The sequence below is a fragment of the Xanthomonas sp. WHRI 7065 genome (assembly GCF_040203115.2).
Lineage (GTDB): Bacteria > Pseudomonadota > Gammaproteobacteria > Xanthomonadales > Xanthomonadaceae > Xanthomonas > Xanthomonas arboricola.
Genome location: NZ_CP168194.1, coordinates 2906790 through 2920314 on the forward strand (window position 1 = coordinate 2906790; position 13525 = coordinate 2920314).

The window sequence follows — 13525 nt, forward strand, 5'->3', positions numbered from 1 at the left end:
ACAAGCACTTCGACATGAGCATGGCATCCGGACAACATGGCGATCGGCGATCAGCGATCAATCGCCGTGCAGCCGCAAACCACGCATGCGCACTGACTTACAGCTGCGCCCTAGATCCCGCGCGCCACGCGGAAGCCGATCCGTGCGCTGGTGCTGTCCGAATCCTGCGACTGCCGCCAGGCCGCACGCGTCTGCTGCGGCGAGTTGGCCCAGCTGCCGCCGCGGATCATGCGCTGCCGGCAGCCGGGGTTGAACCAGGCGGCACCGTCGGCCGGCGCGCGACGGTAGCTGGCATGCCAGCAATCGGCCACCCACTCGCTCAGGTTGCCGCCCATGTCGTGCAGCCCCCAGGCATTGGCGCGAAAGCTGCCGACCGGCGCCGGGCCCCAGAAGCCGTCGCCGTAGCCGACGAAGCCGTTGTTCCAGTGCCGGCCGCTGCGCGAGACATCGTTGCCGCCGGTGAAGTTGCCCGCATCCAGCGGCGGCGAGCCGGCGTTGCCCCAGGGATAGCGCCCGGTGGTGCCGGCGCGCACCGCGTATTCGAACTCGGCCTCGCTGGGTACGTGGTAGTGGCGGCCGGTCTGTTCCGACAGCCAGCTCGCATAGGCTTCGGCGTCGCGGATGCTGACGTGCATCACCGGGCTGTTGGGCGCGGCCTGCGCACCGTTGTAGTCGGACTGCCAATCCACCCCGCTGCGGCGGATGAAGTTGCCGCTGCGCTCGTCGTAGACCACCGAGTGCCCGCGCCGGGTGGCACGCGGACGAGCGCCGGTCGCCTCGACGAACTGGCGGAATTCGGCAACCGTCACTTCGGTGATCGACAACGCAAACCCGCGCGCGAAACGCACGTAATGCGCCGGGCGCTCGTTGTCGGAGGCGCCGGGCTCGGCATCGCCGGCGCCCATCTGGAACGCGCCATGCGGCACCACGATCATCTGCGGACCGCGCCCGCCAACCTTGAGCCCGTCGGTGAACACCTGCCCAGGGCGAAAGCTGCCGTAATGGGTGGCCAGTTCCAGCCGCCGACGCAGATCGCCGGCCACCGCATCGCCCGGGTCGGCAATGCGCAGCACCTCGGCCAGTGTTTCGCCAGCCGCCTTGAGGCCGCGGGGCGAGGTGAGATCGTCCAGGCCGGCGTCGTGCAGTGCGGCGATCTGGGCACGACGCATGCGCTCGATGCGCGCACGTGCATCGGCAATGGTCGGTGCGCGCTCACGCACCTGCCCGGCCATCTGCAACCAGTAGCGTGCGCCGATGAAGTCGCTCGCCTCGGCCGCCTGCTCGGCGCGTGCCAGCAGGCCGCTTTCCACCGCAGCCAGCCCCTGGCGCGTGCGTGGGTTGTCCGGATCCAGCTGCGCCGCATCGCGGAAGTTCACCAGCGCCCCGTTGCCGTCCTCGCCCAGGCGGCCGCCACGCAAATCCTCCTCGCCGGCACGGTTGAAGCTCAGCACCCGCTGCGCGGTTTCCACCGCGCGTTGCAGTGCGCGCACCTTCGGGTCCTGCGGAGCGAGCGCCAGCGCCACGATGGCCAGCTCACGCGCCTGTTCCAGCGCGCTGTCCTGACGGTCGGTCTGCGCGATCAGCGCCTGGCCGCGCTCGATCAACCGACGCCGCGCCTGCTCCAGTCCGCGCCGGCTGGCCGCGTCCTTGCCGTCGGCGCGTTGCTGGATTGCCAGATACAGCGGAATCGCATCGTCGGCGTCGCGATAGAGCCGATCGTCCTTCAATGCCTGGTCGGCGCGCTTGCGCACCTGCGCCAGCGGCTCATCGCCCAGGTCCACTGGCGGCGGCTGCCATTGCGTCACGGTTTCAGCGGATTCTTCGCCACCGATGGACACATTCGGCTTGCTCGGCACCGCGGCGGCAGCAGCAGGTTGGGGCGCAGCGGCAGGCGCTGGCGTCGGTGTCCGCGAACAGGCGCACACGCTTAGCGCAACCAATGCCCACGCTGCGATCCGGTTACCGCACTCACCCACCACCTGCTCCTTCCAGTGCTCTGCCGCACGACAGGCGATCGCGACGTTAGGCTATTCTGCGCGTTCTGCGCAAACCCTTGCTGTCGACGGAAATCACGTGCCCCATTGGATCACCCACCCCTCCGAGCTGAGCGAACGCCTGCAGGCATCGCGTCCGTCCCGCATTGGCCTGGATACCGAATTCATTCGCGAACGCACCTACTGGCCGCAACTGGCGCTGGTGCAGATGGCCATCGGCGAGGAGATCCTGCTGATCGACCCGCTGATCCCCGGCATGAACGAGGCGCTCAGGGAATGGTTGACCGCCACCGACATCGTCAAGGTGATGCATAGCGCCAGCGAGGATCTGGTCACCTTCAAGTGTGCGTGCGGGGTGTTGCCGCGGCCATTGTTCGATACCCAGATCGCCGCCGCGCTGGCAGGTGTGGGTGGTGGCATGGGCTACCAGAAACTGGTGCAGGAAGTGACCGGCACCTTGCTGACCAAGGGCGAGACCCGCTCGGACTGGATGCGTCGCCCGCTGTCGCCGGCGCAGCTGGAATACGCTGCCGACGATGTGCGTTACCTGTTCGCCATCCACGACGAACTCACCCGCCGCCTGACCGAACAGGATCGCCTGGGCTGGCTGGCCGAGGACGCCGAGCGCCTGCTCGCCACGGTGGAGCATGACGATGGCGAGCGCTGGCCGCATGTGAGCCTGCGCACCGCGCAATTCCTGGAGCCTGCGGCGCAGCGCCGCCTGCTGCGCCTGCTGCGCTGGCGCGACCTGCAGGCGCGCCAGAGCGATCGCCCGCGCAGCTGGATCCTGGACAACGAACTGGCCAGCCAGCTGGCGCGCTTTCCGCCTGCCGATCTGGATGCCTTGCTGCGCCAGTTCGACAAGTTTCCCAAGGCGCCGCGCAAGCTCGCCGCCGCAGTGTGGGAAGCGCTCAACACGCCGCTGCCCGACGAGGACCATGCACCGCTGGCGCAGGCGGCCACCGACGGCAACAAGGCCGTGCTCAAGCGCCTGCAGGATGCGGTGGCCCAGCGCAGCCGCGAGCTGGGATTGCCCGACGGCATCCTGGCCTCGCGCCGGCATCTGGAAACCCTGATCGAACAGCGCAGCTGGCCCGCACCGCTGGGGCAATGGCGCCGCGACGCGCTGGAAGCGCAGCTGACGCCGTTGCTGGAAGACGCTGCAGCGCAGTGAGGTGATGTAGTGGTCGCTAGGCCACGCATCCCACGCTGCCGTGGTGATGCGGGCAAGGCGCAGACGGCCGTACGCCAGCTGCGTCTGCACATCGCCGGCCGTGGATCAGATCAGAAATTCGAGCAGCATCCTCTTCCATTGCCGCATCTGCCCTTGCACAGCGCGCTATCGAAACCGGCGCAGTCCATCGGGACACGGTTGGCCATGCTGCAGTCAATATCTGGCCAGCGCTGCACGCAGGTGTCATCCCGTCTGGCCTGCTGCTGTATCGTTATGGTCGGGGTCGCCGCCTGCGCAAGCAGGCTCGGCGACCTCGCCAGGACACTGCAAACGCGTGACCAGACGCTGTGAAAGGCCTGGCCACGCCGCGTGCAGGCACGCGCACGCGCAACGGCCGCCCCCGGGCCACATGCCATAATGACGCGCGCCCATTGGGCAACGTCTCCACCCCCTTATTCCGAGGCCATACCTCTGTGAGCAATACCACCTCCAAACTGGATTCCATCGCGCAAGCCAAAGCCAAGCTGCTGGACGAGCTGCAGAAGCTGGAAGAACAGGAAAAGACCGAGCGCGCGAGCGAGGCATCCTCTGCGCATGCCACCATCCTCTCGCTGCTTGAGCAGTTTGCCGGCCACTTCAATACCAAGCAGCGCAACGACATTGCCGCTTACCTGGGCACCACCGCTGCACGCAAGGAAGTGGTCAAGAGCGGCCGCAGCGAAGTCAAGCCGAAGTACGAACTGCCGCACACCGGCGAGACCTGGTCCGGCCGCGGCCGCACGCCCAAGGCCTTTGCCGCCTGGGAAGGCTCGGTGTCGTACAAGGAATGGAAGGCCAAGAACCCGGACCTCAAGTTCCCGCTGGTTCGCGAGTGATTGCCGCTGGATCGCGCCTCCGGGCGGCGATCCAGGCCGCCAGACTGCTTGGCGAATCGCGCGACATGTGGTTAGAATCCAGGCACGTGGGGCGGTAGCTCAGCTGGGAGAGCGTCGCGTTCGCATCGCGAAGGTCGAGGGTTCGATCCCCTTCCGCTCCACCATTGCTTCAATCGTAAAGGCCTCGGAAACGTCATGTTTCCGGGGCTTTTCCGTTCTGGGCTCCTGCATCGGCAGCGCGTCGGCCTGGTGCATGCCAGGCCCCGGTACGGCCATGTCGCCAGGATCACATCGAGCGCGCTAACGTCCGTTTCATCACCACCCCGGACGCAAGCCATGAGCAACAAGCAGAGCCAGCCCGACAAGGCCGCCGACAATCAGCACGGTGTTTCGGAGAGCCAGCAGGATCGCCAACAGGATGAGGCCGCCAAGCAGCGTCCCGGGCAGAAGGACATGCAGATCCACGACGAACAGACCCGCCGCCCCAAGGGCAACGACGGCCAGGGCGAATGAGACGTCCGGCAGGGCGGCTCTGCGGCGCGTCAGAACGGAGTCGCTGACCCTGACCTGCCCTGCCCGATGTGGCAAGATCGGTGACAGGCGTCATCCGCTGGGGTGGATGAGGTCTGCGCCAACCAACGCGTGCGATGGGCCCAGACACGGCAGCGCCACGCGCATATCCATCGCCTGACGGCGCCTTGTTCCGGTGGTCTATCCATGCAGATTCCTGACGCGTCCGCGTTGCACCTCTTCCACGCGACGCTGCTGCCGGGTGGCACCGCCGTTGCAGCGCAGCTGCCGGCGAACGAAGACGAACGTCTGGCCGCATTGCAGGACTACCAGCTGCTCGACACTGCACCGGAGCCGGTCTATGACGCCTTCACCTCGAGCGCGGCCGAGCTCTGCGGTACGCCGATGGCCCTGATTTCGCTGATCGACACGCAGCGCCAGTGGTTCAAGTCGAAGCTGGGCATGGCGCCACGCGAAACCCCGCGCGAACTGTCGTTCTGTGCGCACGCGATCCTCGAACCCGACCAGGTGATGGAGGTGGGCGACACCCACCAGGATGGGCGCTTCGTGGGCAATGCGCTGGTCACCGGCGAGCCGCAGATCCGCTTCTATGCCGGCGCCCCGCTGCTGACCTCCGATGGGATCGCGCTGGGCACATTGTGCGTGCTGGATCGCACACCCCGGCGCCTGTCGGTGGCGGAGCGCGACGCACTGCAGGCGCTGGCACGGCAGGTCGTCGACACCATCGAGCTGCGGCGTGCGGCCAAGCTGGTCGAGCTGGACGCGCTGCGCGACGAACTCACTGGGGTGTGGAACCGCGCCGGTCTGGAGCATGCGCTGCAGACACACGCACAAAGCTCACCCACTGCCGCCACACCATCGCTCGCGCTGGCGCTGATCGAGCTGGATGGCTTCAAACGGCTGAGATTGCAGGCGGGCGCCGCGGCAGCGGATGCAACGCTGATCCAGGCTGCCAGGGTGATCGAAGCGCAGTTGCCGAATGCCGCCACGGTGGCACGATTGAGCCGGGATCAACTCTGTGTTGCCTTGCCGGAGACAGCGGCGACCGAGGCAATGGAGCTGATCGAGGCTGTGCGCAAGGCGATCGAAACGGCCAGCTGGCCAGCCGGCGGACTGACGATCAGCGCAGGGCTGGTCGAGGTGGCAGCCGGTGCCTCGCTCGACAGCAACGCCTTGCTGGCGCGCGCGCGGCACGCCCTGCAGGGCGCGATCGGCAATGGACGCAACTGCGTGCAGCGCTTCAATGGCTGGCATCGGCAGGACTGAGCGGCAGACCGCGCGTGGGCTCGGCGAGGTAGGCCAGCAGGGCGCTGATCGACACGACTGCGCAACCTTGAATCGCTAGGTCGATGCCTGTGTAGGGCTGCAGTCTCTCCACTTACGACCGCAGCGTGCACACACCCGCCAGCGCGCCTGTCTTGAGCGGCTACCGCGTGTGGCGATCAGCTGCCAGGCGGCAGCCGTATCGTCAGCTGCGCTTGGCCAGCCTCAGGCTGCCAGGGCATCGGTGTTGCCGGCGATTTCGTCCACCTGCAGCACCTGCTCCATCTCCAGCAGCACCACGAAGCGCTCGCCCACCTTGCCCATGCCGCGCAGCAGGTCGCGGCGGATATGCGTGCCGAACGATGGCGCCGCTTCGATGTCCTGATCGGCCAGTTCGATCACCGCGTTGACCGCATCGACCAGCACCCCGATCACCTGCGGTCCCTGCGCCTGCTCGGTGGCCAGGATCACGATGCAGCTGCGCTTGCCGATCGCGCTGTCGGCACGCCCCAGCCGCGATTGCAGATCCACCACCGGCACCACCGCACCGCGCAGGTTGATCACCCCGCGCACGCAGGCAGGCATCGACGGCACCGGCGTGGGTGCGCGGTACTGGATGATTTCGCGGATGCCAAGAATGCTGATGGCGAAGGTTTCGCCATCCAGCTGGAAGGTCAGGTACTGGGCCGCCGCATCGGCGTCGCCAGGCATCACATCGGGGGTCTGTGCAGTCATCGATCGGTCTCTCAGAAGCGGGCGAACTGGCCTTCGTCCGGGCCCTCGGACATCGCATAGGCAGGTGCCGCGGCGCTGCGCCAGCCGCGCGCACCGGGCGCACGTGTCGGGCGTGCGGCCGCCACCGTGCCGCGCTTGGGCGGCGTGCTCGCCGGCCCCTGCCCGCCCAGGCGGAAGAACGCCATGCTCTGCTGCAGCTGCTCGGCCTGTGCGCTCATTTCCTCGGCAGTGGCGGCCAGTTCTTCCGACGCACTGGCGTTCTGCTGGGTGGTCTGGCTCAGCTGCACCACCGCCGAATTGATCTGGCTGACGCCGGAGGATTGCTCTTCGGAGGCCGCTGAAATCTCCTGCACCAGGTCCGAGGTGCGCTTGATGCTGGGCACGATGGTGTCGAGCAGACGGCCGGCGCGATCGGCCAGTTCGACGCTGGAACTGGCCACCTCGCCGATCTCCTGCGCGGCCACCTGGCTGCGTTCGGCAAGCTTGCGCACCTCGGCGGCCACCACGGCAAAGCCCTTGCCGTGTTCGCCGGCGCGCGCCGCTTCGATCGCGGCATTGAGCGCGAGCAGATTGGTCTGATACGCGATGTCGTCGATGATGCCGATCTTCTGTGCGATCTGCTTCATCGCCTGGGTGGTGGCGACCACCGCTTCGCCGCCTTCGATGGTCTCCTTCGCAGCCTGCGTGGCCATGCCATCGGTGATGCGGGCGTTTTCGGTGTTCTGGCTGATCGATGCGGTCATCTGCTCCAGCGAGGCGCTGGTTTCCTCCACACCGGCAGCCTGTTCGCTGGCGGCCTGCGACAACGACTGTGCGGTGGCGCTGACTTCTTCCGACGCGCTGGCCAGAGTTTCGGCACTGGTGTTGACCTCGCCGACCACCTGCGACAGCTTCTGCACCATCGTGCGCATCGCTTCGAGCAGCTGCGCGGTTTCGTCGCGGCCATGCACGTCGATGCGCATGGTCAGGTCGCCTTCGGACAGCCCGTTGGCCACCGTCACCGCGCGGCGGATCGGGCCGGTGACGCTGCGGCTGATCACCACGCCAAGAACCGCACCGAGCAGCACGCCGCCGCAGATGATGGCCATCAGCAGCTTGGAGCTGCGCGCGTGGATGCTGCCGGCTTCGGCATTGGCCGAGGCAGCGCTGCGCTCGCGCAGGCCGCTCAGATCGGTCATCAAGGTATCAACTTCATCCGAGCTGGCGCGCACCGCACGCGAGAGTTCGGCAAGTTCCGGGTTGGCGTCGCGCAAGGCTTCGCGGTTGGCGGCGTCGATGAAGCGGCCGCGCTCTTCCAGGTATTTTTGCCAGGCGCGGTCGAACTGCGCCAGCTTGTTCCTGCCTTCCTCGGTCTGGAAGCTGGAACGCGCGCGCGTCATGTAATCGACCACCTTGGCGGTGTACTTGTCGATATTCTGCACATGCGACTGGCGCTCTTCGGCACTGCTGGCCAGCAACAGGTTGGCGCGCGCGCGGCCGGCGTAGATCAGGTTGATGTTGGCCTCCTTGACGTTCGACAAGCCAAGCAGCTCGCGCTCGTAAAGCGAGGTCGACAGGTCGCTGATCCGACCGGAGTTGGAATAACCCACCCACCCGATGCATGCGCCGATCGCCGAGACGATCAGGAACGCCACGATCAGCCTGGTTCCGATTCTGAAGTTGCCTAACATTGGGGAGTTCTCTTGAAGGTGGTGCATGCGCGACCTGCGTTGCAGGGTCGCCCGGTGGCCTGGTGCGGGTGCCGCTCACTGTGTGCGGCTTGTCTAACCAATCGCTAATGGCTATCGGCGACGGCAAAACGCGCTTGAGACGCAAACGGCACTTAACCGCGTATTCACACCATCGGATATGCGCTTTTGTGACCGGTCACGCGCTCGTACGGTCCGCGTTCGGAAAATTCCTACCCCTGGTTCCTGCCGTGTCCGGAACAGTCCGCTGGGACATCACGACTGCGCGGTTAGGCTTGGCGCATGTCATTGCAAGCACTTCCACGCAGCTTCTATGCACACGATGCCCGCCAGGTCGCGCCGCGCTTGCTCAACAAGGTATTGGTCAGCGCGGACGGACGCCGCGGCCGCATCACCGAGGTCGAGGCGTATTGCGGCAGCGAAGATCCGGCCGCGCATTCGTTTCGCGGCATGACCCCGCGCACGCAGGTGATGTTCGGCGCACCGGGGCATCTGTATGTGTATTTCATCTACGGCATGCATTGGGCAATCAACGCGGTGTGCGGCGGTGCGCCCGGGCATGCGGTGCTGATCCGCGCGCTCGAACCGCTGGCCGGGATCGCCACCATGCAGGCCGCGCGCAACGCCGCTCCACTCAAGACCTTGACCACCGGTCCCGGTCGCCTGGCCCAGGCGTTCGGGGTGAGCGCGACGGACAATGGGCTGGACTTGACCGACGCCGGCGCACGCCTGTGGATCGAGGACGACGGCATGCCACCGCCCTCAGCAGCGCTGGCGACGCCGCGCATCGGCATCCGCAAGGCGGTGGATGCGCCGTGGCGCTGGGTGGTCCCGGATAACCCCTATCTGTCGCGTCCGCTGCCGCGCGCGACCGGCGTACGCGCGGTGCTGCCGGGCGACTGAGCCAGCCATCGCTCCATCGGCGTCTGCTCGGCGGCGCCCGGTCCACGCTGCAGCAGGCGCAGGGCCTGCTCGGCCTGTTCGTCGCTCAGGTCCTGCAGCGGCTGGAAGCGATCTGCCGCCCACACCGCCATCGGCAGGCCATCGAGATACGCCACACGGTTGCCCGGCACGCGCGCCACGCGCTCGCCCGGCAGGACGCTGCCCAACAGATTGCTCGGGTCGCTCGCACTGACGCACACCCACTGCTGCGGCAAGGCTTGCGCACGCACGCGGCGCAGCGCCGCGATCGCATCCGGCAACGCGAACTGCTCGCCGGACAGCCCGGCGATGAAACGCCCGCCACGGATCTCGCCACGCGCTTCCAGCCGTTGATACATGCGCAGCAACTCGCGCCACGGCGGCAACCACGCCGCCTCGCGCTCCAGCAGCCGCCAGCAGACCACGCCGTAGCGCCGCAACAAGGTATGCGCCACATGTTCGAGCATGTCCTGGTGGCGCTCGCCCGCTTCGGCCAGCGGCAGCTCCGGCAGCGCGCGTACCGGCGCCCAGCGTCCGACATCGCGGATGCCCAGCGCGCTGGCGCGGCGCCGGTGGCGCGACAGCGCCGAGGGCCGCTTGGAGGCCGGCACCAGCAGCGCGCGCAGCCCTGCGTAGCTGTCGCAATGCGCACGCCCACGCATCACCAGTTCGCTCAGGGCATCTTCCAGCTCGGTACTCATCAGGCGGGCCGCATCGGCAATCTCGTCGAAGAACAAGGCGCCCTGCTGCTGCAGCACCTCGGCCACCCGTTGCGCGCGCGAGCCCAGCGGCGCGTCGTCGGCATCGCGTGCCAGGCTGCTCCAGCGCTGCGCCTCGCGACGCGGCAGCAACACGATCGGCGTGCTGCGCAGCGCGGCACCGCTGCGGCCGCCACCGGGCCGCAACCGCGCCCACACGGTGCGCCCGGCGGTGCACAGCTCGTCCAGCCAGGCCGGTTGATAGTCGCGCACGCGTGCCGGCAGCAGCTCGCTCTCCCACAGCACTGCAGGTGCCTCGAAACCTTCCAGCTGCCCGACCACGCCGGCCAGTGCGTCCGGCCCCGCCACCCGGCTGGCGCTGTCGAGGTGCTGCCACTCGAACAGGAAACGCGCGTAGTCGCGTTGCGCCACCGGCTCGATCTCGCGGCGCAAGCGTCCCAGGGTATAGCGATGGATGCGCGCCAGCAGATGACGTTCGCACCATTCTTCCGACGGCGCCTGCGCGCTGAAATGGCCGGCCATGACATAGCCCTCGCGCTGCAGGGCGGCCAGGGCAAGCACGATCTCGGACTCGGGCAAACGCAATGCGCCGGCCAGGGCCGACACCTGCGCCGGGCCGACCGCAGACAGGCGGCCGCGCAGCAGCTCGCGCACCGCCCAGTCGCGCTGCCAGTCGGCAACGCGGCAATCTGCCGGCGCCTGTAGCGGCGGCTGTGCGGATGCATGCGCATACAGTGGCGCAAACCAGTCGATGCGCTCGGCACTGATCCACAGCGCAGGCACACCATCGAACGCAAGACAGCTGGCACGCCCATCACCTGCAAGTACAGCCAGCCAGGCCTGCCAGTGCGCATCGTCCGCTTCATCGACCGGAAGCACGCCAAGCCCGACCAACGCTTCGTGCATTTCTTCACCATCGCGCGGCTGCGGCCAGGCCTGTTCGCGCACCGAGGCAATCGCCTCGGGATCGAGCTGCCCCAGGTCGTCGCTGCTTTGCGGGGTATAGCGACGGCTTTGCACGGCCTGAGTGCGGCGTTCTTCCAGCGGTGCATCGTCCAGGAATGCGTACGGCCGCGCATTCAAGGCTTCGGCCGCCAGCGGCGACGGTGCTGCCAGATCGCGCGCGACAAGCGTGATCGCCCCTGACTCCAGCCCGCGCAGTACCTGCAACCAGCCCTCGCTGTCCATGGACTGATGCAGGCAGTCTTCCAGTGTCTGCGTCACCAACGGATGATCCGGCACCTCGCGCTCGCCGACCAGATTCTCTGCGCAGGCGACCTGATCGGGGAACACCGTCGCCAGCAGATCTTCCGACTTCATCCGTTGCAGTTGCGGTGCGACCTTGTTGCCACCGGCAAAGCGCGGCAGCGCCATCGCATTGGTCGCATTCCAGCGCCAGCGCACGCCGAACAGCGGCGCATCCAGCAAGGCCTGGATCAACACATGCTCGGCCGATGACGAATGCAGGTAGCGCGCCACCTCCTCCAGGGCAAAACTATGACTGGTGGACAGCGACAACACGATCGCATCCTCGGTCGCGGCGGCCTGCAGTTCGAAGTTGAAGGTGCGGCAGAAGCGCTTGCGCAACGCCAGCCCCCAGGCACGATTGATGCGGCTGCCGTACGGCGAGTGGATCACCAGCTGGGTGCCGCCGCTGGCATCGAAGAAGCGCTCCATCACCAGGCACTGCTGGGTCGGCATCGCGCCCAGCGCGGTGCAGGCATGGGCGAGATAGTCGACCAGCTGGCGTGCCGCTTCCACCGAGAGATCCAGCACGGTGTGCAGCCAGTCGCAGGCCGCCTGATGTGGCGGGCTATCCAGCCGCAGCGCAATCTCGCCACGCAGACGCGACACCGCCGCCGACAATTCATCGCTGCGGCCGGGCGCCTCGCCCAGCCAGAACGGAATGTTCGGTGGCGCGCCCTTGGCGTCTTCCACCCGGACGCGCCCGGCATCCACGCGCAGGATGCGGTAGCTGGCATTGCCGAGCTGGAACACGTCGCCGGTAAGACTTTCGACCGCAAAATCCTCGTTCACCGTGCCGATCTTTTCGGCCTGCGGTTCCAGCACCACGCTGTAGTCGCCGGTTTCTGGGATGGTGCCGCCGGAGGTCAGCGCAGTCATGCGTGCACCGCGGCGCGCATGCAGGCGCCGATGCACCGCATCGCGATGCAGGTAGCCTGCACGCGGCCCGAGCCGTGTGCTGAAGCCGTCGCACAGCATGCGCACCACGTCATCGAAGCTCGCGCGGCTCAGCTGCGCGAACGGCCAGGCGCGTCGCACCAAGGCGAACAGCGCATCTTCGTCCCAGTCCTCGCACGCGGCCTCGGCCACGATCTGTTGTGCAAGCACATCGATCGGCGCCAGCGGAATGCGCAAGGCGTCCAGCTCACCGCGGCGCACGCTGTCCAGCAACGCAGCACATTCGACCAGTTCGTCGCGGGTCTGCGGAAACAGGCGCGCCTTCGGCGTGCCGCCAACCGCATGCCCGGAGCGTCCGGCACGCTGCAGGAAGGTGGCGATCGAGCGCGGCGAACCGAGCTGGCAGACCAGGTCCACATCGCCGATATCCAGGCCGAGTTCCAGCGATGCAGTGGCCACCAGCACGGTAAGGTCGCCGGCCTTGAGTCGCTGCTCCGCCAGCAGACGCGTTTCGCGCGACAGGCTGCCGTGGTGCGCGGCGACGCGCTGCTTGCCGAGCAGATCGCCAAGATGGCGCGCAGCGCGCTCGGCCATGCGCCGCGTGTTGACGAACACCAGCGTGGTGCGATGCTGCTGCGCGAGCGTGGCGACATCGGCATACACCTGCAGCCACTGATCGTTGGACATCACCACGCTCAGCGGCGTCGGCGGCAGGGCCAGGGCCAGATCGCGCCTGCGGGTGTAGCCGATATCGACGATCTCGCACTGCGGCGGCTGGCCGGCATCGCCCGCCCCGACCAGGAACTGCGCCACGGTCTGGATCGGCTTCTGCGTGGCCGACAGCCCGACGCGCGTGATCGGGCGCTCGGCCAGCCGCTGCAATCGCTCCAGGGTCAGCGCCAGATGACTGCCGCGTTTGTCCGCCGCCACCGCATGGATCTCATCGACGATGACGGTGCGCACATGCCGCAATGCAGTGCGCCCGGAGGCCGAGCCCAACAGCACATACAACGACTCCGGCGTGGTCACCAGGATATGCGGCGGCGTGCGGCGCGCCTGTGCCCGCTCGCGTTGCGGGGTGTCGCCGGTACGCACCGCCGTGCGCACCGCCACGTCCGGCAGACCGCTCGCGACCAGCGCCGTGCGGATGCCCTGTAACGGCGCATCCAGATTGAGGTGGATGTCGTTGGACAACGCCTTCAGTGGCGACACGTAAACCACCCGGGTTTCGTCCGGCAGCGCGCCGCCGTTGGCCAGGCCATCGCGGATCAAACCATCGATGGCCGCGAAGAACGCGGTCAGCGTCTTGCCCGAGCCGGTCGGCGCGGCCACCAGCGTGTGGCGTCCGGCCTGGATCGCCGGCCACGCGGCAATCTGCGCCGGCGTGGGCGCAGCGAAGGTCTGCGCGAACCACGCAGCCACGACAGGATGGAACTGCTGCAGGACAGGATGCATAGGCGATGCCGCAGGCCGCGATGCCAGG

9 protein-coding genes and 1 tRNA gene are annotated in these 13525 nt (G+C 67.6%); 6 read left to right on the forward strand and 4 right to left on the reverse strand.

Annotated elements, in window-relative coordinates:
* Positions 1 to 110: 110 nt before the first annotated feature.
* Positions 111 to 1976 (reverse strand): formylglycine-generating enzyme family protein, encoded by a 1866-nt coding sequence (locus tag ABQY64_RS12245; protein ID WP_374151295.1) that lies wholly within the window; start codon positions 1974 to 1976, stop codon positions 111 to 113.
* 97 nt (positions 1977 to 2073) lie between these two features.
* Here ABQY64_RS12245 and rnd point away from each other — a divergent pair, with 97 nt between their 5' ends.
* From rnd to ABQY64_RS12270, 5 genes are all read left to right on the forward strand, one after another.
* Positions 2074 to 3168: a ribonuclease D gene (gene rnd / locus ABQY64_RS12250; RefSeq protein WP_016904996.1), complete on the forward strand. Its 1095-nt coding sequence runs from the start codon at positions 2074 to 2076 to the stop codon at positions 3166 to 3168.
* Between the two features lie 473 nt (positions 3169 to 3641).
* Positions 3642 to 4043, forward strand: a complete 402-nt coding sequence (locus ABQY64_RS12255) for an H-NS family nucleoid-associated regulatory protein (protein ID WP_349779340.1) — start codon at positions 3642 to 3644, stop codon at positions 4041 to 4043.
* Between the two features lie 88 nt (positions 4044 to 4131).
* Positions 4132 to 4207 (forward strand) — tRNA-Ala (locus ABQY64_RS12260).
* 172 nt (positions 4208 to 4379) lie between these two features.
* Positions 4380 to 4556 (forward strand): hypothetical protein, encoded by a 177-nt coding sequence (locus tag ABQY64_RS12265; RefSeq protein ID WP_180971245.1) that lies wholly within the window; start codon positions 4380 to 4382, stop codon positions 4554 to 4556.
* Positions 4557 to 4760: 204 nt separating this feature from the next.
* Positions 4761 to 5840 carry a sensor domain-containing diguanylate cyclase gene (locus ABQY64_RS12270; RefSeq protein ID WP_349779339.1) on the forward strand — a complete coding sequence of 360 codons (1080 nt, stop codon included), beginning with the start codon at positions 4761 to 4763 and terminating at the stop codon, positions 5838 to 5840.
* Positions 5841 to 6062: 222 nt separating this feature from the next.
* Here ABQY64_RS12270 and ABQY64_RS12275 read toward each other — a convergent pair whose 3' ends face one another.
* Both ABQY64_RS12275 and ABQY64_RS12280 read right to left on the reverse strand, forming a co-directional pair.
* Positions 6063 to 6572: a chemotaxis protein CheW gene (locus ABQY64_RS12275; RefSeq protein ID WP_016901606.1), complete on the reverse strand. Its 510-nt coding sequence runs from the start codon at positions 6570 to 6572 to the stop codon at positions 6063 to 6065.
* Between the two features lie 11 nt (positions 6573 to 6583).
* Positions 6584 to 8242: a methyl-accepting chemotaxis protein gene (locus ABQY64_RS12280; protein WP_102584742.1), complete on the reverse strand. Its 1659-nt coding sequence runs from the start codon at positions 8240 to 8242 to the stop codon at positions 6584 to 6586.
* 300 nt (positions 8243 to 8542) lie between these two features.
* On the opposite strand from ABQY64_RS12280, the gene ABQY64_RS12285 reads away from it, so the two are divergent.
* Entirely contained in the window at positions 8543 to 9163 is a 621-nt protein-coding gene (locus tag ABQY64_RS12285; protein ID WP_349779338.1) for a DNA-3-methyladenine glycosylase, read from the forward strand.
* Here ABQY64_RS12285 and ABQY64_RS12290 read toward each other — a convergent pair.
* Positions 9103 to 13497 (reverse strand): DEAD/DEAH box helicase, encoded by a 4395-nt coding sequence (locus ABQY64_RS12290; RefSeq protein WP_349779337.1) that lies wholly within the window; start codon positions 13495 to 13497, stop codon positions 9103 to 9105. The genes ABQY64_RS12285 and ABQY64_RS12290 overlap by 61 nt on opposite strands.
* Between the last annotated feature and the right edge of the window lie 28 nt (positions 13498 to 13525).